Genomic DNA, 22,880 nt, shown 5'->3' on the forward strand with positions numbered 1-22,880 from the left:
GGCCACAAGCGGATGGCCGCCCCGCCACTCCTATAAATTTATCGATATCGTCGTGCCGGCGCAGGCCGGCAGCCAGTTTCAGGGCACAATTCTGGATCCCGGCCTGCGCCGGGATGACGATATTGAACTTAGCTCAGGCCAGCTCAGCACGCGCCGTGCGCGCCGCTTCCACCATATTCAGCAGTGATGTTCCCACCTCGGCCCAGCTGCGCGTCTTGAGCCCGCAGTCCGGATTCACCCAGAGTTTCTCCAGCGGGATCACCTCGGCGATTTTCTGCAATCGCGCCACCAGCTCCGCCCGCTCCGGCACATTGGGCGAGTGAATGTCGTAAATGCCCGGGCCTATCTCGTTCGGGTAACCGCCGTTTTTACCGGCAAAGGCCAACAGCAACTGCAGATCCGAGCGCGCCGACTCGATCGTAATCACATCCGCGTCCAGCGCGACGATCGCATCCATGATCGCGTTGAAGTTGCTGTAACACATATGGGTATGGATCTGGGTTTCCGCTTTTACCTGGCTGCAGGTATAGCGGAAACAGGCCACCGCCCAGTCGAAGTAGCCCCGATGTTCCGACTGTCGCAGCGGCAGCCCCTCGCGCAGGGCCGGCTCGTCGATCTGGATAATGCCGATACCCGCTGCCTCCAGGTCCAGCACTTCCTGGCGCAGCGCCCTGGCAATCTGCAGGCAGCTCTCACTGCGAGGAATGTCCTCGCGCGGGAAGGACCAGTTCAGAATCGTCACCGGTCCGGTGAGCATGCCTTTGACCGGCTTCTTGGTCAGGCTCTGCGCGTAGCGGCTCCACTCCACCGTCATCGGCTGCGGGCGGGAAATATCGCCGAAAATAATCGGCGGTTTGACGCAGCGGGAGCCGTAGCTCTGCACCCAGCCATTGCCGGTGTGCACGAAGCCATCCAGCTGCTCGCCGAAATACTCCACCATATCGTTGCGCTCCGCCTCGCCGTGTACCAGCACGTCCAGGCCGAGGATTTCCTGGCGGCGGATCGCCTCGGCAATTTCTGCGCGCAAATGGTCGACGTAATCCTGCTCACTGATCTCGCCGCTGCGGAACTGCCTGCGCACCTGACGCAGCAGGTCCGTCTGCGGAAAGGAACCGATGGTGGTGGTCGGCAGCAGTGGCAGCTGCCAGCGCTGGCGCTGCAGCGGTGCGCGCTCGGCGTAGGGCTGCGGGCGCCAGGAATCTTTCAATTCATCCCCAACGGAATCAATGGAGTCAGATTCGAATCGCGTGTAGCCATCTGTGCTGTGGGAGCCTGCCCTGCAGACGATTGAGGCGGCGCTATTGGCAGAATCCGTTTCGCCAGCAGGGCTGGCTCCCACCACGGAATCAATGGAGTCAGACTCGAATGGCGTGTAGCCATCTGTGCTGTGGGAGCCTGCCCTGCAGGCGATTGAGCCGGTGCTATCGCCAGTATCTTTTTCGCCAGCAGGGCTGGCTCCCACAAGGTGCCCTGGTTGCAGCAGGGTTTGCAGCTCTTTCAGTTCACACAGCTTCTGCCGGCTGTAGGCCAGCTTCTGCAACTGCGCTTCCGGCAGTTTCTTTTCCGTGTCGAGATCCACCGGGCAGTGCAGCAGCGAGCAACTGGCGGAGAGCCACAGGCGCTCGCCCAGCCGATCGGCCAGCGGCTTCAGTTCGCGCCGCCACCTGACCAGGTCGGCGCGCCAGATATTGCGACCGTTCAGCACACCCACCGACAGTACCTGTTCGTCGCGCAGCGCCGCTGTTGCCGCCGGCAGTTCCTCCGAAGCGCGCACGCAGTCGATATGTACACCATCTACTGGCAGCTCGAAGGCCAGCGGCAGATTTTCCCGCAGTGGCGAAAAATAGGTGGCGAGCAGTAACTTCAGGGACTGTGCCGCATCACCGATACGGCGGTACGCACCTGCGAAAGCGTCGCGCCACGCGGCCGGCAGGTCCAGGCCGAGAATGGGTTCGTCTATCTGCACCCACGTCACCCCGGTATCCGCCAGCTGCTGCAGCAGCTGTTCGTAACACGGCAGCAGTGCCGGCAGCAGCGCCAGCGCGTCTCCCTCTGCGCGCCCCAGCCACAAATAAGTGAGCGGCCCGATCACCACCGGCTTGGCCTTGTACCCTTGGGACTGGGCCTCGCGCACCTCGTCCAGCAGCCAGTCGCTGTCCAGCGCAAACTGCTGGCCGGTTGAGAATTCCGGCACCAGATAGTGGTAGTTGGTGTCGAACCATTTCGTCATTGCGCTGGCGGCCACCGGCTCACCGGACGGCGCGCGGCCGCGGGCAACACGAAAATACTGGTCCAGCTTGTTGTCCGCGGCGCCCTGGGCGAAGCGGGCCGGCACCGCACCGAACAGCAGTGTGTGGTTGAGCACCTGGTCGTACCAGGCAAAGTCGCCGACGGTTACCAGCTCCAGGCCGGCATCGCGCTGTGCCTGCCAGTTGTTGCGGCGAATGTCCGCGCCCACCGCCAGCAGTTCCCGCTGCGAGATCTCCCCGCGCCAGTAGGCCTCCTGGGCCTTTTTCAGTTCGCGACCGGCGCCGATGCGCGGGTAGCCGAGGATATGTGTCTGAGCCATCTGTAATTCCCCAATGCATTCCATGTTCGCCCACCCGTGGAGGTGGAATCCGAAATCGGGGTTGATTCTGCGGGCACGCTGTTATTCAATCAATTTCATATTTTTTGCCAGAAACATGAATATTTCTAAAGATGATTGAACTGCGGCATTTAAGGGCACTGACGACCCTGCGCGAGACCGGCAGCATGGTGCGCGCCGCCGAGCGCCTGCACCTGACCCAGTCCGCCCTGTCCCACCTGTTCCGCGAGATGGAGGAGCGTCACGAGCAGCCGCTGTTCGTGCGCAAGTCGCGGCCGCTGCGCTTTACCAGTGCCGGCCTGCGCCTGCTGCAGCTCGCGGACGAGGTGCTGCCGCGCGTCGCGGTCGCCCAGCGGGACCTGGCGCGGCTCGCCTCGGGCCAGGCCGGCCGCCTGAATATCGCCATCGAGTGCCACAGCTGTTACCAATGGCTGATGCCGACGCTGGACAAGTACCGGGACGACTGGCCGGAGGTGGAACTGGACCTGTCCAGCGGCTTCCACTTCGCGCCGCTGCCGGCGCTGGTACGCGGCGACCTGGATCTGGTGGTCACGTCCAACCCGGATCCGGACCTGAAAGGCATCCACTACCAGCCGCTGTTCGGTTTCGAGATGGTGCTGGCCATCAGCCGCAAACACGCGCTTTCGGAAAAACGCTGGGTGGTGCCGGAGGACCTCACCGATGAAGTGCAGATCACCTACCCAGTCGAGCGCGAGCGGCTGGATGTCTTCCAGCACTTCCTCGATCCCGCCGGTGTCGAGCCCGCCGACGTGCGCACCGCGGAACTCACGGTGATGATGGTGCAGCTGGCCGCCAGCGGCCGCGGTGTCTGCGCCCTGCCGAACTGGGCACTGCATGAATACTTACAAAAGGGATTTGTTGCGCAGCTGCGCCTGGGTGAGAAAGGCTTGTGGAGCACTCTCTACGCCGCCGTGCGCGAGGAAATGCTGGAGCAGGCGTATGTGGAGGATTTTCTGCAGACTGCGCGGGATACCTGCTTCGCCAATCTGAACGGCATTCGCGCAGTTTGATTTCCGGTTCGATTTTCCGGCGAACGCCGCACCGGGCGGGAAACATTTCCCACAATCCGGCGCGAAAAGTGGATAAGATAAGCCACAAAGAAAATAGGGAGATAGTTCATGACCGAACGCGTAGAGAAATGGCACCCCGTCAGCAAGGGGCTGCACTGGCTGATCGCCATTCTGATTTTGTGCGCCTGGGCCTCCGTCGAATTACACGAGCTCTATGAGAAAGGCGATCCAATGCGGGCGTGGTGGGAGTACCTGCATTTTTCTATCGGCTTCACCGTCCTGCTGCTGGCGATGCTGCGACTCTACTGGCGCGCAACCCACCCCCGACCGAAACTCTACGGCAGCCGCTGGCAGCGCCCGGTATCACTGCTGGTAGAGGCTTTACTCTATGTCGCCATGCTGGGCATGCCGCTGACCGGAATGGCCATGCGACAGTTTGCCGGCAAGGAAACTCCGCTGTTCTGGCTGTTCAATCTGCCGTCGTTTGTGGAGAAAAATATCGACGTGGCCAAGCAGTTCGCCTTTGTACACAAGGAACTGTTGTGGAACGCGCTGCTGGCATTGCTGGTGCTGCACATCTGCGGTGCGCTCTGGCACCACTTCGTCACGCGCGACGACACGCTGCGGCATATGCTGCCGTGGGTTAAATCCAGCTGATGATTACCGACAAATAAAAAAAGGGGAACCAAGTGGTTCCCCTTTTTTGTTACTGCTGCGGCTTGCGTTTTCTTGGCTTGGCCCCGCCGGGCTTGCCACCGCGCGGCTTGCCGCCGCTCACTACCTCACCCAGCTTGGCAATTTTCATCGGCCGGCCGGCCACCCGCACCTGCTTCAGGTGCTGGAATATCTCCTTCGGCATGCCTTCCGGCAGGTCCACCGTGGTGTATTCCGGGTAGATCTCGATGCGGCCGATATAGGAACTTTCCAGGTCCACTTCGTTGGCGATGGCGCCTACAATGTTGCCCGGCTTGACGCCGTGCTGGCGGCCGACCTCGATGCGAAAGCGTTCCATGCCCACGTCGGGCGGCGGCATCTTCTTGTCCTTCTCGAAACCGCCCTTCTTGCGACCGCGGCCCTCGAAATCCTCATCGCGATCCCAGCGCTCTTTCCTTTCCCTCTGCGGGCGCTCCTGCTCTTTGATCAGCAGCGGCTGGTCGCCCTGGGCCATCGCCGCCAGGGCGGCGGCCACGTCCAGCGGATCCGCTTCGGTCTGCGCCAGGTATTCCTCCACCAGCTGGCGATACGGTGCCAGATCGGTGTCGCCTTCCATAGTACCGGTGATGCGCTCGCGGAAGCGCTGCATACGCGCGCTGTTTACCTGGGCGGCGCTGGGCAGTTCCAGCTGTTCGATCGGCTTCTTGGTGGCCTTCTCGATAATGCGCAGCATACGGCGCTCGCGCGGCGCGACGAACAGGATCGCATCACCCTCGCGGCCAGCGCGGCCGGTGCGGCCGATGCGGTGAATATAGGCTTCGGTGTCGTAGGGAATGTCGTAGTTGATCACGTGGCTGATACGCTTCACGTCCAGACCGCGCGCCGCCACATCGGTGGCAACGACGATATCCAGCTTGCCGCTCTTCAGCTTGTCGATCACCTGCTCGCGCAGGTTCTGCGCCATATCGCCGTTCAACGCCGAACTGGCAAAACCGCGTGCGGCCAGCTTGTCCGCCAGCTCCACAGTGGTGTTCTTGGTGCGCACGAAGATGATGGTGGCATCCACCGGCTCTGCTTCCAGGATGCGGGTCAGCGCATCCAGCTTGTGCAGGCCGCCCACCGGCCAGTAGCGCTGGCGGATGGTCTCGGCGGTCTCGGTCTTGACCTTGATCTTCACTTCCACCGGGTCGTGCAGGTGGTCGCGGGCGATGCGCGCGATTTCCTTCGGCATGGTGGCGGAGAAGAGCGCGATCTGGCGCTCTTCCGGAATCTGCTCCAGCACCCACTGCACGTCGTCGATAAAGCCCATGCGCAGCATTTCGTCGGCTTCGTCCAGCACCAGCGTCTTCAGGTTGGACAGGTCCAGGGTGCCCTTGCGCATATGGTCCATCACCCGGCCCGGAGTACCCACCACCAGCTGCACGCCGCGCTTAAGCTGCTGAATCTGGCCGCGGTAGTCGGCGCCGCCGTAGATTGGCGCCACATGGAAACCTTTCAGGTTGGCGGCATAGGACTGACAGGCCTCGGCCACCTGAATGGCCAGCTCGCGGGTCGGCGCCAGTACCAGCGCCTGGGGGCGACGATCCTTCAGGTCCAGCTGCGCCAGCAGCGGCAGTGCGAAGGCGGCGGTCTTGCCGGTGCCGGTCTGCGCCTGGCCCAGTACGTCGCGGCCCTCTAATAAGGAAGGAATGGTCTGCGCCTGAATCGGCGAAGGCGTCTCATAACCCAGCTTTTGGACTGCGTTAAGGATGTCGGACGGCAGGCCCAGCTGGTCAAAACCAACGGGATTGGGGGTATCGGTCATTTCGGAGTTCACTTGATTCTACATAGGGGCCGTGCGGGAGCCATGTGCCCAATGGGCTAACCATAGCTCACCGCCAAAGATTGCTGGGCGTGGAGAAGAGCCCAGTCATAGCACCCGCTATTTCAAGCTCGTTCAACGCAGTACAGGGGCCTGTGGCGAGGAGGTCTGTAACCCAATTAGAGTGTCCCTTTCAGGGGCCCTGACGGCCGGGGACAAAAGGCCGCGCAGTCTAACAGGTTCGGCCAAATATGCCAGTCTATTTTTTAGCCAGCCGCACGAGTCGCCGCCCGGCGCTACCTCGCCGTGGCGGCTTGTCCAGCACCTGCGGTTGTCCGGGGAAGCTCCTCCGGCATCGCGCCCGCAAGTTCAGCGCAGACGCGTTCGAGCCCCTGACGCCAGCTGGGCATTTTTGTCTCCAGCCGCGCTTCCAGCTTGCTGCAGTCGAGTACCGAATAGGCGGGCCTAGTTGCGACAAAGGGGTACTCTTCGCTGGTGATTTTCTGCAGCAGCGGCTCCTGCCGCAGCAGACCGCATGCCACGCCCTGCTCCATCACCGCCTGCGCGAATTCATACCAGCTACAGGGCTCGGCATTGCTGCAATGATAAGTGCCCCACCGCAAATTCCCTTCGCGTTGATAGCGCTCGATAAACTGCCCGATAACAAAGGCAAGGTCACCGGCATAGGTCGGGCAGCCGACCTGGTCCCCAACTACGCTCAGTTCACTTCGCTGGGCGCCAAGGCGAATCATCGTCTTCACGAAGTTGTTTCCGCGAGCGCTGAACACCCAACTCGTTCGCAGCAACACGTGCTTCCGATTTTGCATACGCAGCAATTGCTCCCCCTGGAGCTTGCTGTGTCCGTACTTGTTTAACGGGGCAACCACGCTGCCTTCATGGTATGGCGTGGTGGCACTGCCATCAAAGACGTAATCGGTGGAAACATGAATAGTGGGTATTTGCAGTTCTGCGCAGGCCGCCGCAAGCCTGCCGACACTGACGCCATTGACCAGCTCCGCCAGCTGCGGCTCCGCTTCGGCCTGGTCGACCGCCGTAAAGGCGCAGGCATTGACCACCAGCTGTGGGCGCAGGTTCTCGACGGCGGCGGCAACCGTCTCCGGCTGCGCGAAATCCACAAGGTCCCGGCCCGGCGTCAGCAGCGCCCAGCCCGCCTGACCCAAAACTTTTCGGCATTCCCTACCGAGCTGGCCGGTAGCGCCAAACAGTAGGACTTTCACGGCACGGACTCTTCCCGGATCCCGCAGACGTACTGGGCAAGCGTCGGCAGGGCGGCGTCTTTATCCGAGAGGATGGGGTTTTGCAGCTGCCAGTCGATGGCCAGCTGCGGATCGTTCCAGACAATTCCGGCCTCATCGCTGGGATCGTAGTATTCGGTGCACTTGTAGGCCACGTCGGCCACGTCGGACAACACGGCAAAGCCGTGCGCGTACCCGGGCGGCACCCAAAGTTGCCGCTGGTTCTCGTCACTGAGAATCACGGCCTCGTGACATCCAAAAGTTGCGGATTCGGGATCAATATCCACGGCAACATCCAGAATTTTTCCACGAATAACACGCACGAGTTTGCCCTGGGGGTTATGTACCTGGGAATGTAAACCTCTGAGCACACCTCTTACCGAGCGCGAGTGGTTATCCTGCACGAAAGCGGCATAGATCCCCAGTTCAGCCCGATAGCGCTCCGCCTGGAATGTTTCCAGAAAGAACCCCCGGCCATCCCCAAATACTTTTGGCTCGACGATCATTACACCGGGCAGACAAGTCTCGATCACTTTCATGATTCAACTCAATATTCCAGCAGGTCGAGGAGGTACTCGCCGTAGCCGCTCTTGCGCAGCGAGCCCGCCAGCATCTGCAATTGTTGCTTGTCGATCCAGCCCTTGCGCCAGGCAACCTCCTCCGGACAGGCGACTTTCAGGCTTTGCCGCTGCTCTATCGTTTGCACGAACTGGCTGGCAGCGAGCAGCGAATCGTGGGTGCCGGTATCGAGCCACGCGGCGCCGCGGCTCAACACCTCCACATTGAGCTCACCGGCTTCCAGGTAAAAGCGGTTGAGATCGGTAATTTCCAGTTCGCCGCGCGAAGAGGGTTTGACCTCCCTGGCCAGGTCCACGACCTTTTCGTCGTAAAAATAGAGGCCGGTTACCGCGTAGCGGGATATCGGCTTGATCGGCTTCTCGACGATGTCACAGGCGCGCCCCGCCTCATCGAAGGAGACGACACCGAAACGCTGCGGATCTTTGACCGGATAGGCAAAGACGGTAGCGCCGCGCTGGTTTTGCGCCGCGCGCTCCAGCGCCGGCGTCAGGCCCTGGCCGAAAAACAGGTTATCCCCCAGAATCAGCGCGCAGGCTTCGCCGTTAATAAACGGTTCGCCGATTAGAAAGGCCTGCGCCAAACCATCCGGGGAAGCCTGCACCGCATAGTGCAGACTCATACCCCACTGGCTGCCATCGCCGAGCATCTGCGAAAATCTCGGCGTGTCCTCGGGCGTTGAAATAATCAGGACTTCGCGAATACCCGCCAACATCAGGGTTGTCAGCGGGTAGTAGATCATTGGCTTGTCATAGACCGGTAACAGCTGTTTGCACACGCCACCGGTAATCGGCAACAGTCGTGTACCGGATCCTCCGGCGAGAATGATTCCCTTCATCAATGTACCTCCTGCACGGCGCTTTGCGGCAGCAGCCCCAGGCGTTCGCCCTGGTAATCGCTGTGCTCCAGAGACTGGTACCAGTCGCAATTTTCCAGGTACCACTCAACCGTTTTATACAGGCCGGACTCGAAGCTTTCCTGCGGTTTCCAGCCCAGCTCCGCATGAATCTTCCTCGAATCAATGGCGTAGCGCTGGTCATGGCCCGGCCGATCCTGGACAAAGCAAATCAGGTCCTCATAGCGCTCGACACCCGGGGGCTTGTGCGGAGCCAAAGCCTCCAGAAAGTCACAGATTGTCCTCACCACCGCAATATTCTTGCGCTCACAGTGGCCACCGACATTGTAGGTTTCCCCTACCCGACCATGGGTTAACACGCGATAGAGCGCATCCGCGTGATCTTCCACATAGAGCCAGTCGCGTATCTGGCAGCCATTGCCATAGACCTGCAATGGCCTCCCAGCCAGCGCATTGATGATCGTCAGCGGTATCAGTTTTTCCGGGAATTGATAGGGGCCGTAGTTATTGGAGCAGTTGGTAACGAGCGTCGGCAGCCCGTAAGTGCGGTGCCAGGCTCGCACCAGGTGGTCACTGCTGGCTTTGCTGGCGGAATAGGGTGAGCTGGGCGCGTAGGCCGTTTCTTCTGAGAAATATCCCCGCGCACCGAGATCGCCAAACACTTCATCGGTGGAAACATGCAGAAAACGGAAGCACTCGCGCGCCGTTGCGGGCAGGCCAATCCAGTAATCCCGTGCCGCCTCCAACAGGTTGCAGGTGCCGACGATATTGGTCGCGATGAAGTCGCCTGGGCTATCTATGGAGCGGTCGACATGGGTTTCGGCGGCCAGATGCAAAACGGCCTCAGGGCGAAACGACTCGAACAGCTGCTCCAGCCCGTCCCTGTCGCGAATATCCGTGCGCCGAAACAGGTAGCGGCCATCCGCAACGCGCGGAATCGACGCCAGACTGCCGGCATAGGTCAGCGCATCGATATTCAGAACTACATGATCAGTCTGCTTCAGCAGAAAACGAACAACAGCGCTACCGATAAATCCAGCGCCGCCTGTCACCATTATTCTCATGGACAAAATTCCAGAAATCACCGAATCGCTGCGGCTACGGCAGACACTTCGCCCGAACTTATGCCGCGTAGTTATGTGGTGCCTTTCTGTATAGCCCTAACGAACAGCGAGCGCCTGTAGAAAGCTGAAAGTAAGGTGGTGACTGGTGCCGACATAGTAGTCTGTTGGCGCGCGAGATCGCGCTGGGGGGTTCGGTTGCCGGGAAGGTCTTCGCGGCGGGAATCAGCGGCTGGTTAATACAGGCTTGAAAAGAAGAACAGAAAAGGGGCCTCTACAAGCGTTACCTGTTGGCGCGAAGTATGGCGCAGGGGGAGGCCGTCACCTGCGCCGCGCATCGAGACCTAACCGATCTCGGCCGCTCCGGGAACTGAAACCGCCGCGGTAACCGGCACTTTCTGACGCACCGGCACAACGTGCATCAGGCGCTGCCAAGCAGCATCCACGGTAAGATTGAGATGCTTGCAAAAGTTGCCATCCAGCTGCGTGTGCTCGTAGAGATAGGTGCGGAATCGCTGGAACAACTTGGCGTCCACCGCATTGGGCTGCCGCCAGAAGCTGTCGAGATCCCCCTGGTGAGTCAAGCCGGCCATATCGTAGAGCGCCCGCCCCAGCACCTTGGTCGGAACCCGGTGCAGCAGCGCGGAGATACCGACAGTACTGTTGATCGTCACCAGGCCCTTGGCGTGATCCAGCAAGGTCGGCAGATGCAGGTCGTGGCAGTAGATTACCCGGCCGGAAACCTTGTGTTGTGCAGCCAGGGCATCGATCAGTTTCCGGTAGTGGCAAAAGCCGCGGTCCATCGGGTGGTGCTTGATGACCAGGGCCTCGTCCGCGGCCGCATTGCGGGCAAACGAGCTGATCACCACATCAATGGTGTTCTCGATCGACAGCAGATCCGAGTGGGTGCGCAGCTGGAAGTCGTCGCGGGTCTGCAGCGGCAACAGGTAGAAGCGCCGATCAAACCGCTGCAGGAGCTGCGGCAATACAGCACGCTGGGTGATTTTATAGAGCCCCTTGCGGTAAAAGCTTTTCAGCCAGCAAACGGCCTCGCCTTTCCAGTCGCGGTTGCGGTGATGGCGGTAGGCAGGGAACTCCGAGCGTGCGAGACGCGCGGCTACATAGTATCGGCTGGCGTACCAGGCGCGCTGCCAGAAAGTCATGCCGACGCGCAGCGAGGGCGTGCGCCCGCGGGGCTGGTAACTATCGATGGCGTTGTGTGACCAGTCCGTGGAGGAATAGGCGTTGACCCCGCCCCACTCGAGCGTCACGAAGTCCGGGCGCAGATAGCCCTCTTCAAACACGCCGAACGAGATTCCGAGTTCCTCGCATACGGCTCGGGCCGCGCGGTGATACTGGCGGCAATCGCCATAAACGAAAACGGCACGGATAGAGTGCTCGAGAAGATAAGCGCGGAAGAAAGCCGGCCAGTCCTGTTCGCGGCCGGTGAAATCAACCTGGAAATCGGCCCAGCCGAAGTGCCGGTCCCCACCGTTGAAATTGATCTTGTGGGTTTCCACCCCGAACGCCGACAGGCGCTTCGCCAATTTGGCAAAGAACGGGCCATGCGGGCCCTGTAGAAAGACAGCCGAAGCCATGAGTTCCCCCGATTACCGGCAAGCGGCCATTGCGCCCCGGTAAGTCTCATCCCGTCCTCAACTCCCCAGTTGAGGGTTCTGCGCACCTGTGTTCGGTGCTTCTAAAACGGGATGTCCCCAAAAGACAGTGTTTATTGACTCTGCTCGGCTTCCATTCCCCGGCGCCCTGCAGCCCCATACTGCGAACGCCAAAACTCCAATGTCCTATCGGAGAGATTTCAGGGGCTGAATCTTACCGGGATTTGTGCGCCAAGTCTCATTTTGTAATGCCGTGTAATGAGATCGGCCAATTTGCGTACAAAGTCCTCACCCCAGGGTATGGCAAGCAAACTTTGTTCCAGCCGGGACGGTCATCAGGAGAATTAAAGGTTGGTATTTTCGCGGCTAAAATGCCCGTGAAAATTGCGCTGCTCGCCACTGGCGAGCTTGCCCCGGTCCAGCTTCACCAGCACCTTGCCCCATACCCATTCGAACAGCCGCCCCGTGCGCTGCGGCCACAGGGTAAACAGGGGGTTGAAGGGGTTGTCCCGGGCCTGCATCCACACGGTCATCCGGTTGGACTTCTCCAGCGCTTCGCCACGGCGGTGGAAACCATACACATTGCCGATCACGAGAGTATTAGCCGGCACGCAGAACTTGCGCCGGGCAAAGCCCATCTCCGCCAATTCCGCTGCGGAAACCCGGAAAGAGCCATCCCAATAGCGGCCCGGCGCGCGCGCCGACCCTTTCTTGCAGGCTTCCAGGCTCTGCCGGTACTCCCATTTCAGCCGCCGCCAGGAGAGGCGGTGTGAGCCGGGCACATAGATGTAGGGGCCGTTGCGGTCATCCACGGCATCAACATAGAGCCAGCCCTTTACACAGGGATGAAAGGTATCCGCGTGCATATCCCGCTGCGGATCCGGGCGCGGCGTGACATTGGCGTGGTTGCACAGATTCTCGATATAGAACAGCGGCGGCCGGTTCTTGGAGGAGCAATAGCGCATCAGGCGGTCAAGCCGGGGATCGCGCACCAGGGCCTGGAACTCCGGCAGGCCGGAACGGACATCGTGTGTCATGAAGGTGCGCTGCGTGAGTGTTGTACCCTCGACGAACTCGCGCACGTCACCCTCGTAACTCTCCAGCTCGCGCGCCAGCCGCGCAAACTGCTCCGGCGGCAAGAAGTTTTCTTTCAGCACATAGCCGTCTTTCAGGAAAGTGCGCCGGTCCTCCGCCGGCACCAGCGGCGCCAGCAGTATTAGCCGAAAGCGGAACAGCGCCTGGGCGACAACCACACGCATTACATGCAGGCCGCAGCGGTTCAGCCAGTAGCTGCCGATAATCGGGTTGTTCTTGAAGCTCTTACCCCAGGCAAACAGCTCCAGCAGCCACTTGGGCCATTGCCACAAAAATTTAATCGATGACCGGGCCATGTTCTGTACTCAACATCTGTTGTCATTAGTCCGCGCCTGCAAGCGGACCTGTAGGAGCCTGCTTGCAGGCGAACGGCTGCGGAGCGTCAACCTATTCGCCTGCAAGCAGGCTCCTACACCGGCGCTGTACCGATAGCTGAACCCAATTCGAGACTAGCGGCGCAAAACCGGTTGCGGTTCCAGCGGTACAGTTGCATCGCCCAACCCGCTTCACGCTTGGGCCATTGCCCCAATAATTTCACTGATGACCGCGCCATGTTCAGTACTCAATATCTGTTGTCTTTGGTCTGCGCTGCAAGCGGATCTGTAGGAGCCTGCTTGCAGGCGAACGGCTGCGCACATCTACCTATTCGCCTGCAAGCAGGCTCCTACACTGGCGTTGTGCAGATAGTGGAATCCGATTCGAGGCTAGCGGCGCAAAAAACGGTTGCGGTACCAGCGGTACAGCTGCGTCGCCCAACCCGCCTCGCGCTGCCGGCTGCGCATCTGTTGCAGCAGGGCAATCGCCGTTTCCACATTGATATGGTCACCAGTGTGCGGGTCGACATACACCGGATATTCCAGCAGTACACCCGCCACCAGCGCATCGAGGGTCAGCTTGCGGCGGCGTCTTTCCTGGATTCCGGCCAAGACTTGAGTGACCATTTTCGCTTCATCGTCATTCCGGCGCAGGCCGGAATCCAGCGCCCCAGATTCAGCAGGTTGCGACAAAAGCAGCCGATCCTCCGTCACCCCCCAGCCGGCATAAAACGGCAGGCCGTAAGTCACCACTTTGCGCCCGCGCAACAAGGCCTCAAAACCGCTCAGCGAACAAAGGGTATGGACTTCATCCACCCGTTGCAGCAGCGTCGGCATTGCAATATCCGTCACCAGTGCATCGAACAGCGACGCGCCCTCGGAATCCAGTTCACCGATACGGCCACCGCTGACCACATCCGGATGCGGCTTGTAGACGATAAACGCATCGGGCTCCGCAGCGCGCACCGCCTGCAGCAATTCCCGATTCGTCTTGTAATGCGGCGAACCACGGGCAATGGACGCATCCGTCTCCACCTGCCCCGGCACCAGCACTATTTTCTTTCCCTCAGCGGCAGCAAACGCCGGCAGAACCCCATCGCCGACGTTGTACTTGCTCAGGCCGGAGGCTAGTAACTGCTCACGCACTGCCCTAGCCCGCGCGAGCGTGACGCTATCGAAATCGCGGTGATTGAGCAGCCATTCCAGGTCACTCGGGCGGCTGGCATCGTAATAGATACCGCGGCGATCCATCACCAGCGACAGCGGCGCGATCAGGTCCGCCCCCAGTCCGACCGAGCGCAGGAAGCCGTCTTCCATACGCCACAGCCCCACTCCAGCACGGTCGCACGCCATAGCGAATTCCGGGCGCAGGCTGCTAGCCCAGGCCACAACTCTGGAGCCCGGACGAGCCGCACTTAGCGCTGCAGCGTTAGCGGCTGCGAAGCGTAGCGAAGCGCCCGATGTGGGAGCCTGCCCTGCAGGCGATTCTCCGCCCCCACCTGACGATCGCCTGCGAGGCAGGCTCCCACCGCCGCCGAGAAAGGCCGGGATAAAGCCGCGCTTCCACGGCGAGAAGCCCGCCGCCAGCCAATCACCGCGCCAGCACTCGCGCTGGCGCTTCTGTTCGGCGATCAGGTAGATGGTATCTTCCAGGCTGCAGCGATCGCACGTATAGGGATTGATATAACGGCTGTAGCGCAGATAGGCGGCCGCGAAGACCTGCTCCAGCGAGCGGGCGAGGTTGCGGCGCTCGCATTGCACCCGGTCTGCGGTCAGGCCCCAGCCGGCAAAAAACGGCAGGCCGAAACAGTGCACCTTCTTGCCGGCCAGCAGCGCATCAAAACCGAACTGGCTGGTAACCACATACACTTCCTGCACCGCATCCAGCAGCGCCCAGGGGCAGATATCCTCCGCCAGTAAGCGGCAGCCGTGTTGCCGGGCCAGTTCGAGCAGGTGGCCGCGCTTTTTGCCGGCGATCACATCCGGGTGCACCTTCACACACACTTCGGCATCCGGATGCTCGCGCAGGGCGCTCTCCAGCATGGTGGTAAAGCTCGCCGCCGAGGCCTTGCCGAACTCGATGGCCGCATCACCCGCAGTCTGGTCCACTACAAGAATGCGCGGGCGCGGATCCGGCCACTCGATCGGCTCATCCGGGGCATGGTTGTATTTCGACAGGCGATAGTGGCACAGCAGCGCCATGGCCTCGCGGGCGCGGGCCAGCTCCGCATCGTCGAAGGTTGCATCAGCAATCAGAGATTCGAGATCGCTCGGCCCGGTGGCGTCGTAGTAGATACCGGTTTCATCGACCACCATGCTGTGCAGGCGTGCCCCATGCACACCGAGGCCCGCCGAGCGCAGGAAACCGTCCTCGATACTGAGATACGGCAGCCCGCGCGCAGCAGCCACTTTCCGCGCGCGCAACGTGGTGGGCTTGCGCCCCCAGCCGGCAATATGGGTAACGGCAAATGACGGCCGCAGGCGAAAATACTCGCAGGGCGCCTCGAGCAGCTTGTCGAGATTGGGCACACGCGCGATACCGCGCGAGCAGTAGCCGATCACGCGATCCCCGCTTACAGACACGCGCGCGCGCCTGCTAACAGTTGCTCACGCAGCGCGCCGTCGTCGGCCAGGCGCAGGATCGCATCCACCCACGCGCGCTGATCCATCGGCACCAGCAAGCCGTTGCGCTCGTGCTCGACGATATCGCCGTACACAGGGCCGGACGCATAAACGCCGACGGCGCCGGCCTGGGTGATATCAAAAAACTTGGTGTGCGAGCGGGCGCGGTTGAATCGGCTATTTATAAGCGGCGCCAGGCCAATGGCGCGGCCGGGGCGTCCTACCAAAGCCTGGTACGCGGGCCACTTCATCGGGTGCAGCACATGCACCCGCGGCAGCCCCTTGAACAGGCGGTTCACGGCGGCATCGCCTATCACCTCGAACATCAGCTGCTCGTTGCGCGCCAGCACATCCGCAATCACCGGGCGCAGCCAGCGTATATCCGCACCGTGGGAGGCGGAACCGTGATAAAACACCGTCAGTGGTGATATTTGTTCCTGCGGCATCAGTGGCCGGGGCGGCAGCAGTTGCGGTTGCCACTCGGCGTATTTCTGTTGCAGGTAGGGCGTGGAAACCAGCAGGCGGGCCCCGACCGTCCGCAGCCATTTCTGATGCGACCAGCTGTAGCGGACAATCTTTGCCTGGTAGCGCAGCGGCATGGTCGCAAACGCGCGCCAGTCGAACAGGTCGTCGTCCATAAAGAAATAGACGTTGGCGATGTCAGCGCGATGACGATCGATGAGGGACTGCCAAGGCTTTGGTACATAGCGGACAAAAATCACAGCCGCACCGGCCAATTTTTCCACCGGCGGCACTTGGGCGAAAGTACAGCGCACGGGCTCTATGCCCCTTTCCCGCAGGAAGGGAATAACGAAGTAATCGGTAGAGGGATTAGCATTCTCCTCTACGACAAAAACCCGGTCCCCCGCTTTCAAGACTTACTCCGTATTTGCATTACTGATATCAACCTTCGCTCACAGGAATACAGCACGAGCCTCGCTGCTCTGCGGAATCGCCCCAACGACCAATCCCGCCCCTCGTCATACCGGCGCATGACGGTATCCAGCCCCTCGGATTCCTCTATCACTACAGGAGCCTGCTCTCGGCGCAACAGCTCCGCGACAGCAACGCCGAGCCGGACTCAGACGCAACTGCTTACCCTTCTCCACGCCTCGCCAGTTCTCGCAGCTTTTTAATATCGCGGGAGTCGGCGCCCTCATCCTTGGCATAGGCCAGGAGCTCGTCGTAATCAACGTCGCAATGGCTAGCCACCAAAACTGCCTGGTCCCAAGACTGGCGATCGTTCCAGTGCCAAAAAGCGGCCAGACGATCCATCACACACAAGGTTGGTGTTATGACACGCAGCGGCCCCCACTTCGTGTCCATCCTCGGTATATCGTCGTGCTGCACCATACGGCTGCCAAACTCCAGGGGTGCCGCCGGGAACTCCAAAAACAGGTCGGTGTGCGGGTGCGTAAAATGGCGCTTGTCGCTCGCCAACGTAAATCCTAGAGGCGCCAACGCAGAGGACAACCGATCACGCCGCTCTGACGTGACGAAATCCAGATCCTTCGACTCGTACTGGTTGTCGGAATAAATACTGACAGCGCCACCACCAGACAAAGTGGCTTTAATGCCCGCTGCTTCAAGAGCCTGGCTGACAAGAGCGGCCAGCTCTACTGCTGATGTGTCCGCCTTGATCGCCATGGGCTACAGCTCCTTACCGCTACGACGCGGCCGCTGGCGCTGGCGAAAGTATTGCCGGGTGATTTCCTCGGGCAGACGCTCCAGCTCGGCCTCGAGGAATTTACGCAAGTCCTTCACCGTGGCGCTACGCGGGTTCCACGTGAACACCCGCGCCCGGCCGACCTCTCGGCTCACCAATATGCCGTCGGCTTCCAGGCGCCTTAGCTGCCGCTGGATAGCCATATGCGACACACCGAAAGTATCTGCGATCCGGCGGGCGTGGCCCTCGCCATAGTTCTGCAGGAACAGCAAAGTCTGCGCCGCAGATCTGCTACCGAACAGGGCCTCGAGTGCGGGATTCATGGGGAGACTCCATGGCTACAAACTGTGGCCATATTGCCACAGCTTGTAGCCATATGGCTACAACGTTAGGCCAGCCCCACCCTATATCGTCATTCCGGCGACTCGACGGAGCAGCGCAGCTCACGCCGGACTGCGAAGGCAAGGATGCCGAAGCGAGCACGCGCAAAGCGCGTGGCCCACAGGGCGTGGTGCAGGAGCACCACCTAATTCAGGTGCCACCAAACTGGATACCGGCATTCGCCGGTATGACGAGTATTGTTGACCAGCACTCAAACAGTAAACGGAAACACCAGCGGCAACAGCGCCAGGACAGTAACCGAGTAAGCGATCGTCAGCGGCAAGCCCGCGCGCATAAAATCCCTCAGGTGATAACCACCGAGGTTCTGCACCATCAGGTTGGTCTGGTAACCGAAGGGAGTCAGGAAGCTGGCGCTGGCCCCGTAGGCCACCGCCATGACGAACGGCGTCCAGCTCACACCGAAGCTCTCCGCCAGGCTCCACGCCAGCGGAAATGCCAGTGCGGCGGCGGCGTTGTTGGTCATTAACTCCGTCAGCGCCACCGTCAGCAGGAAAATGCCCACCAGTGCAACAAAGGGCCCCGCCCCCTGCAGACTGTTGCGCAGCCCGTCGGCCAGCAAATCCGCCAGGCCACTACCGGAGAAGGCCTCCGCCAGCACCAATGCGCTGGCGATAATCATCCAGATCTCAAACGGGAAACGGCGCTGCAGTTCGGTGGTTGAAACAATACCCAGGGCGATCATGCCGCCGAGCAGCAGGATCATGCCTTTCAGCAGTGAGAAATAGCCCAGCGCGGCACCGGCGATCACCACACCAAAGCCCAGCCCCAGCAACCAGTTGTCCCGGCGGGAAAGCTGACGCTGCACCTCGCCGCCACTGATCACGTAGAAGTTCTTGTCAATATTGCGGTGGTGCTTGAAATCGGACCCCACCGCGAGCAGCAGCGCATCGCCGGCCTGCAACTCGATCTCACCGAGCTTGCCCGACAGCCGGTCACCGCCGCGGCGCATCGCCACCACGGCGGCGTCGAAACGGGTGCGGAACTGGCAGCTCTTCAGGGTTTGCCCGAGGATGCTGGAGTTAGGCGTCAACACCACTTCCGTCAGGTTGATGTCCAGCGATTTGTCTTCCAGCGCAAACAAGTGCAGGCCCTGTATATCCTGCAGGCGCCCCAGGTCGCGCACGTCGCCACTGAAGATCAGCTTGTCGCCGGACCTGATCACTTCCGTCGGCGCCACCGGGCTGATCACCTGCCCGCCGCGCACGATCTCGATCAGATAGAGGGTTTCCAGCTGGCGCAGCTGGTTCTGCTCCACAGTGCGGCCATCCAGCGGCGAATCCGCCACCACTTCCGCCTCCAGCAGGTACTCGGCCACCGGCTCCTCCGCGCCCCGCCCTTCGGGCAGCAGGCGGTTGCACAGCAGCAGCACCACCAGTCCCACGACCGCAGCCGCCAAACCCACCGGCAGGAACGCGAAAAAATCCAGCCCGGCGACACCGCGATCCAGCACAAAGCTGTTCACGATCAGGTTGGTGGAAGTGCCGATCAGGGTCAGGGTGCCGCCGAGTATTGCGGCATAGGACAGCGGCAGCAGCAGCTTCGCCGCCGGGTATTTGCGCTGCGCCTTTACGCTGGAGGCCAGCGCGGCCACCACCGCGGTATTGTTCAGGAACGCAGAGCTCGCTGCAGTCGCAAAGGTCAGGCGCAGCAGGCTGCCCTTGAGGGAACCATTGATCAGGCGATCGGAGATGGCCCGCAGCCAGCGGGTCTTCTCCAGCCCCAGCGACACCAGCAGCAGCGCCACCAGCGTCACCAGCCCCGGGTTCACCGCCTTCTGTAACACCGACTCCGCCGGCACCAGCCCGGTAAGGAAACAGGCGGCCGCCGCCGTGGCGAAAACCATGGAAGATCGGAAGCGCGTAAAGATGAGGGCGGCGATTACCAGGAAAAAGATACCGGCAACGACGAGCTGGGTAAGTGTCATGGAGTCATATTGCCGGTTGGGTCACCCTGTTCGAATGACTACTTTTTATACATTTGATGTGGAATGGGCAATTATGCCAAATCTGCCGCCGCCGCCCAAAGTATTTACAGCTATCAGCTTATAGCCGGACTTTTCCATCCCAATCTGAGCCGGAATATGGAATCAGGCCAGCGAAAAATCCTCGTGCACCAGAGTGAGGTTCGGGTTGTAGGCCGGATCCGTGTCCAACTGATTTCCCCAGCGCTTGCGCATATACTCCGCCTCGCGCTGCGCCCGGCGGCGCTTGGCCATGGTGTCGTCGGCACCACGGGACACGGACTCGTGGTGATAGAGTTCCGCATTAGGCGTCCACAGATTGCGGTAGCCCGCCTCACGTACTTTCAGGCATAAATCCACGTCATTGAACGACACGGCCAGGTTTTCTTCATCCAGGCCGCCGACCTCTTCAAATACCGACTTGCGCAGCAACAGGCAGGCACCGGTTACCGCAGAAAGATTCTGCACCAGATGCAAACGGGAGAAATAGCCGTAGTCGTGGCGGTGGAAATATTTGTGGGCATGCCCCGCCACGCCACCGATTCCCAGGATCACGCCACCGTGCTGGATGGTATCGTTGGGGTAATAGAGCTTGGCCCCCACGCAACCGATTTCCGGTCTGCAGGCCTGGCTCACCATCTCACGCAGCCAGTCGCCATTGATCGGCTCAATATCGTTATTGATCAGGCCCAGGATCTCACCTTTCGCCAATCGCGCACCGAAGTTATTGATGGCGGAATAATTGAAAGGGTAATCCCAGCGGTGTACCGATACCCGCGGATCCGCGCTCACCTCGCGCAGGTATGCCAGCGTCCTTTCGCAACGACTCTGGTTATCGAGAATCAGCAACTCGAAATTCGGATATTCGGTACGGGCCAGAATCGCATCGACACAGGGCTTCAGGATGTCATAGCCATCCCGGGTCGGAACCAGCAGGCTGACCAGTGGCGTCAGTTCGGGCAAATCCCAACGTACACAATAGGTATTGGGCGCGCTGCCCGGCTCGACCCTGGCGGGAAGCGACTCGCGCTGCAGGTAATCGGCGACGGCACGCAGCCCCGCCTTCATTGCATAACCTTTATTGGCGCCGGCCTGTGCGGTGGATCCGGAAATAGCCCGCCAGTGGTACAGGACTTCGGGGATATGTACTACGTTATCAGCGTTTAAATACGGCAGGCAGCGGAGCAGCAAATCATGATCCTGGCTGCCCTCGGTACCCTCACGAAAGCCGCCAACTTTCTTAACCACATCTGCCTTTAATACCGTCAAGTGGCAGATATAGTTCTGCGACAGCAGCAGATCCGGGTTCCAGGCTGGCTTGAAGTGCGGATCGAAACGCTCACCGGCCTCGTCGATCTTGTCCTCATCGCTGTAAAGCAGCGCGGCATCTGGATTATTCTGCAGCGCAGCGACCACCCGCTCCAGCGCATGGGGCGCCAGCGTATCATCGTGATCCAGCAGCGCGACGAAATCACCAGTCGCCATCTCCAGCGCACTGTTGCTGGCGGCCGCAATATGGCCGTTTTGCTGCCGGAACACCACCTGAATACGCGAATCACGGGCCGCGCATTCCACCAGGAACTCCCGTAACTGGCTATTCCGGGAAGCATCATCGGCGATACAGAGCTGCCAATGCGGATAGGTCTGCGCCAGTACCGAATCGATGCAGGCGCGCAACATGGCGATATCAGTATTAAACGTGGGCAACAAAATGGATATCTGCGGCCTGCCGCTCCCGCCCGTGGAGAGAACACTGGTGCGGCGCTGTTCCACCTCGTAGATCCACTCGCGGTAGTCCCGCCCCTGTTTGCGTCGAGCAAAAGTGTCGTCGTAACGCTCAAGAGCCAGATCCAGCCAATTCAACCCGAGTTCCTTGGCCTGCTCCTTTACCCGCACAACCACCTGCGCCTTATCCAGGTGGCGGTATTGGGCATGCATATTGCAAAGACGTTGCGCCAAACGGTCGCGCGCGAACCAGGGCGCCAAACGCACAAAGTGAAAGTGCTCAATGGAAAAAGGCCCTGCCGCCTCCATCGGATCGAAACGGATTGCACGGACTGGCCGCGGGAAGTAAACCAAGCGCTTGGCTATCTTCCCGGCTCGCAACGGAAGAGAGAACCTCTCCTCCTCGTTAAAGTCCCTACCGGTATCTACATAGAGGCAGGCATCGGCGCCAGATTTGCAGTGGGAAATCTTCAGCTCCACCATATACCAGCCCGCCGCGAAACGATTTCTGCGGACGGTAAATTGCGGATCGACACCGAGTGAACACCACTGATAATCACTTTCCTCTGGGCCCGCAGGTTCAATATCCGCGAGTGGCTTGAGGCGGCGCGCCAGGTTCACCCGGAAAAGAGATTTAATAAAATCGATCACAATATGAGAATTCTCTGATTACTGCTGAAAACTCAGGACGGAGACTGGATTTTCCACGGACTACGTACCAGCGACTGACCGCTGGATGCCACCACGCACTCAACGAGGTCACCCGGCTTCAAATGCGAGATGTCGAAGCTGAAACCCACGAAACCACCCCGGGCAACGCCCTTCTCACGCAATCCTGGCCGGTCCTGATTAGCTACCGCTTCAGCAATTACTTCACCATTCACCCTAGCTTGAACTGTTACCGGATCATCACCTTCGTCTGCGACGGCCCAGCCGTCAAGGTTCTTGTCGCCCGCACGCATCAGGGTACCGGCGACGAACGGTTCCTGCCGCTCAAATAGGCGCCTGCGCCATTCGAACTGTTCTTTGGCCAAATTATAAAAGCGGATTTCCGCCGCATTCAGGCGGCGCAGTTCTGCCTCCTGCTCGGCAGTGACTTCATAGGGCTCTGTATAGCTATCCCGGCTCAAATTCTCACTTAAGGCCGGGATTTGAAGCCCAAACTTATGGTTTAGCAATGCCAGTGATTCCTGATAGTGTTCCGTAAAACCAAGAAAACCCAATGCCGGCCAAGGGAGGTGATCCAAAATTCGGCGTTGCCGATTGATATTTTGCTTCGCCCTATAAAAGGCTTCGAAATCTCCTGTGAAGCCATTGTGGCGCACGAAATGTCTGAACTCCGAAATGGTGCGCTGTATTGGATCACGAAGAAAAGTCACCATGCGTCTGATGCCGAAGATAGGCGCATAGCGAACGGCATGAAAGTGACCCGTTAGAAGCAGATAGCCCTCATTTTCAAACGCCTTTTTAAATCTCCATCCATCCGGAACTTTTGTCACCCAATGGTTCACTATCTCACTGGTTTCCGGTGATTCCGGGCCATAGTCTCGACAAATGCGCTCCGGACCAAAAAACGCATCCGCACCGTAACGAAAGCTAGTGCCCGCCGTCTTGGGGATATGGATAAAAACAAAAGGTTTCACTAAAGAACACAACCT

The 22,880-nt window shown here is 60.2% G+C and carries 17 protein-coding genes; 2 read left to right on the forward strand and 15 right to left on the reverse strand.

Annotated features, from left to right (window positions below):
- Positions 1 to 133 precede the first annotated feature (133 nt).
- On the reverse strand, positions 134 to 2,569 hold the full coding sequence (gene metE / locus BUC36_RS19225; protein WP_234994965.1) for a 5-methyltetrahydropteroyltriglutamate--homocysteine S-methyltransferase: 2,436 nt from the start codon (positions 2,567 to 2,569) through the stop codon (positions 134 to 136).
- Between the two features lie 131 nt (positions 2,570 to 2,700).
- Here metE and BUC36_RS10965 point away from each other — a divergent pair, with 131 nt between their 5' ends.
- Together BUC36_RS10965 and BUC36_RS10970 are read left to right on the forward strand one after the other, a co-directional pair.
- Complete coding sequence (locus BUC36_RS10965; protein WP_073275069.1) at positions 2,701 to 3,618, forward strand: LysR family transcriptional regulator; 918 nt, start codon at positions 2,701 to 2,703, stop codon at positions 3,616 to 3,618.
- 108 nt (positions 3,619 to 3,726) lie between these two features.
- Positions 3,727 to 4,275, forward strand: a complete 549-nt coding sequence (locus tag BUC36_RS10970) for a cytochrome b (RefSeq protein WP_073275071.1) — start codon at positions 3,727 to 3,729, stop codon at positions 4,273 to 4,275.
- A 49-nt stretch (positions 4,276 to 4,324) separates the two neighbouring features.
- Here BUC36_RS10970 and BUC36_RS10975 read toward each other — a convergent pair whose 3' ends face one another.
- The 14 genes from BUC36_RS10975 to BUC36_RS11040 all read right to left on the reverse strand — a co-directional run bounded on the left by BUC36_RS10975 (position 4,325) and on the right by BUC36_RS11040 (position 22,865).
- Entirely contained in the window at positions 4,325 to 6,076 is a 1,752-nt protein-coding gene (locus BUC36_RS10975; RefSeq protein WP_073275074.1) for a DEAD/DEAH box helicase, read from the reverse strand.
- Between the two features lie 293 nt (positions 6,077 to 6,369).
- On the reverse strand, positions 6,370 to 7,311 hold the full coding sequence (gene rfbD / locus BUC36_RS10980; protein WP_073275076.1) for a dTDP-4-dehydrorhamnose reductase: 942 nt from the start codon (positions 7,309 to 7,311) through the stop codon (positions 6,370 to 6,372).
- On the reverse strand, positions 7,308 to 7,868 hold the full coding sequence (gene rfbC / locus BUC36_RS10985) for a dTDP-4-dehydrorhamnose 3,5-epimerase (protein ID WP_073275078.1): 561 nt from the start codon (positions 7,866 to 7,868) through the stop codon (positions 7,308 to 7,310). Before rfbC ends, rfbD begins: the two co-directional genes overlap by 4 nt.
- 8 nt (positions 7,869 to 7,876) lie before the next feature.
- A complete protein-coding gene (rfbA, locus tag BUC36_RS10990; protein WP_073275080.1) occupies positions 7,877 to 8,743 on the reverse strand; it encodes a glucose-1-phosphate thymidylyltransferase RfbA in 867 nt (288 codons plus the stop codon).
- Positions 8,743 to 9,825 (reverse strand): dTDP-glucose 4,6-dehydratase, encoded by a 1,083-nt coding sequence (rfbB, locus tag BUC36_RS10995; protein WP_073275082.1) that lies wholly within the window; start codon positions 9,823 to 9,825, stop codon positions 8,743 to 8,745. The genes rfbA and rfbB overlap by 1 nt, the downstream gene beginning before the upstream one ends.
- 341 nt (positions 9,826 to 10,166) lie before the next feature.
- Positions 10,167 to 11,420, reverse strand: a complete 1,254-nt coding sequence (locus BUC36_RS11000) for a capsule biosynthesis protein (RefSeq protein ID WP_073275084.1) — start codon at positions 11,418 to 11,420, stop codon at positions 10,167 to 10,169.
- A gap of 362 nt (positions 11,421 to 11,782) precedes the next feature.
- Positions 11,783 to 12,805 carry a phytanoyl-CoA dioxygenase family protein gene (locus BUC36_RS11005; protein WP_159436010.1) on the reverse strand — a complete coding sequence of 341 codons (1,023 nt, stop codon included), beginning with the start codon at positions 12,803 to 12,805 and terminating at the stop codon, positions 11,783 to 11,785.
- Between the two features lie 432 nt (positions 12,806 to 13,237).
- Entirely contained in the window at positions 13,238 to 15,430 is a 2,193-nt protein-coding gene (locus tag BUC36_RS11010; RefSeq protein WP_200797261.1) for a capsular polysaccharide biosynthesis protein, read from the reverse strand.
- Complete coding sequence (locus BUC36_RS11015; RefSeq protein ID WP_073275090.1) at positions 15,421 to 16,344, reverse strand: glycosyltransferase family protein; 924 nt, start codon at positions 16,342 to 16,344, stop codon at positions 15,421 to 15,423. The genes BUC36_RS11010 and BUC36_RS11015 overlap by 10 nt, the downstream gene beginning before the upstream one ends.
- A gap of 220 nt (positions 16,345 to 16,564) precedes the next feature.
- Positions 16,565 to 17,116, reverse strand: coding sequence for a hypothetical protein (locus BUC36_RS11020; RefSeq protein WP_073275092.1), 552 nt, complete (start codon positions 17,114 to 17,116; stop codon positions 16,565 to 16,567).
- A 3-nt stretch (positions 17,117 to 17,119) separates the two neighbouring features.
- Positions 17,120 to 17,458 (reverse strand): Fic family protein, encoded by a 339-nt coding sequence (locus BUC36_RS11025; RefSeq protein ID WP_073275094.1) that lies wholly within the window; start codon positions 17,456 to 17,458, stop codon positions 17,120 to 17,122.
- Between the two features lie 269 nt (positions 17,459 to 17,727).
- Entirely contained in the window at positions 17,728 to 19,461 is a 1,734-nt protein-coding gene (locus BUC36_RS11030) for an SLC13 family permease (protein ID WP_073275097.1), read from the reverse strand.
- A gap of 162 nt (positions 19,462 to 19,623) precedes the next feature.
- Positions 19,624 to 21,873 carry a glycosyltransferase family 2 protein gene (locus BUC36_RS11035; RefSeq protein ID WP_234994966.1) on the reverse strand — a complete coding sequence of 750 codons (2,250 nt, stop codon included), beginning with the start codon at positions 21,871 to 21,873 and terminating at the stop codon, positions 19,624 to 19,626.
- Positions 21,874 to 21,905: 32 nt separating this feature from the next.
- Positions 21,906 to 22,865, reverse strand: coding sequence for a sulfotransferase family 2 domain-containing protein (locus BUC36_RS11040; protein WP_159436011.1), 960 nt, complete (start codon positions 22,863 to 22,865; stop codon positions 21,906 to 21,908).
- Positions 22,866 to 22,880: the final 15 nt, after the last annotated feature.

The sequence above is a fragment of the Microbulbifer donghaiensis genome (assembly GCF_900129095.1).
Classification (GTDB): Bacteria; Pseudomonadota; Gammaproteobacteria; order Pseudomonadales; family Cellvibrionaceae; genus Microbulbifer; species Microbulbifer donghaiensis.

What these genes read in the sequence shown, in the direction of transcription:
- rfbB (WP_073275082.1), bottom strand. Translation starts at nt 9,825, where the DNA reads ATGAGAATAATGGTGACAGGCGGCGCTGGATTTATCGGTAGCGCTGTT.
- BUC36_RS11020 (WP_073275092.1), bottom strand. Translation starts at nt 17,116, where the DNA reads ATGGCGATCAAGGCGGACACATCAGCAGTAGAGCTGGCCGCTCTTGTC.
- metE (WP_234994965.1), bottom strand. Translation starts at nt 2,569, where the DNA reads ATGGCTCAGACACATATCCTCGGCTACCCGCGCATCGGCGCCGGTCGC.
- BUC36_RS10970 (WP_073275071.1), top strand. Translation starts at nt 3,727, where the DNA reads ATGACCGAACGCGTAGAGAAATGGCACCCCGTCAGCAAGGGGCTGCAC.
- BUC36_RS10965 (WP_073275069.1), top strand. Translation starts at nt 2,701, where the DNA reads ATGATTGAACTGCGGCATTTAAGGGCACTGACGACCCTGCGCGAGACC.
- BUC36_RS11000 (WP_073275084.1), bottom strand. Translation starts at nt 11,420, where the DNA reads ATGGCTTCGGCTGTCTTTCTACAGGGCCCGCATGGCCCGTTCTTTGCC.
- rfbA (WP_073275080.1), bottom strand. Translation starts at nt 8,743, where the DNA reads ATGAAGGGAATCATTCTCGCCGGAGGATCCGGTACACGACTGTTGCCG.
- BUC36_RS11025 (WP_073275094.1), bottom strand. Translation starts at nt 17,458, where the DNA reads ATGAATCCCGCACTCGAGGCCCTGTTCGGTAGCAGATCTGCGGCGCAG.
- rfbC (WP_073275078.1), bottom strand. Translation starts at nt 7,868, where the DNA reads ATGAAAGTGATCGAGACTTGTCTGCCCGGTGTAATGATCGTCGAGCCA.
- BUC36_RS10975 (WP_073275074.1), bottom strand. Translation starts at nt 6,076, where the DNA reads ATGACCGATACCCCCAATCCCGTTGGTTTTGACCAGCTGGGCCTGCCG.
- BUC36_RS11030 (WP_073275097.1), bottom strand. Translation starts at nt 19,461, where the DNA reads ATGACACTTACCCAGCTCGTCGTTGCCGGTATCTTTTTCCTGGTAATC.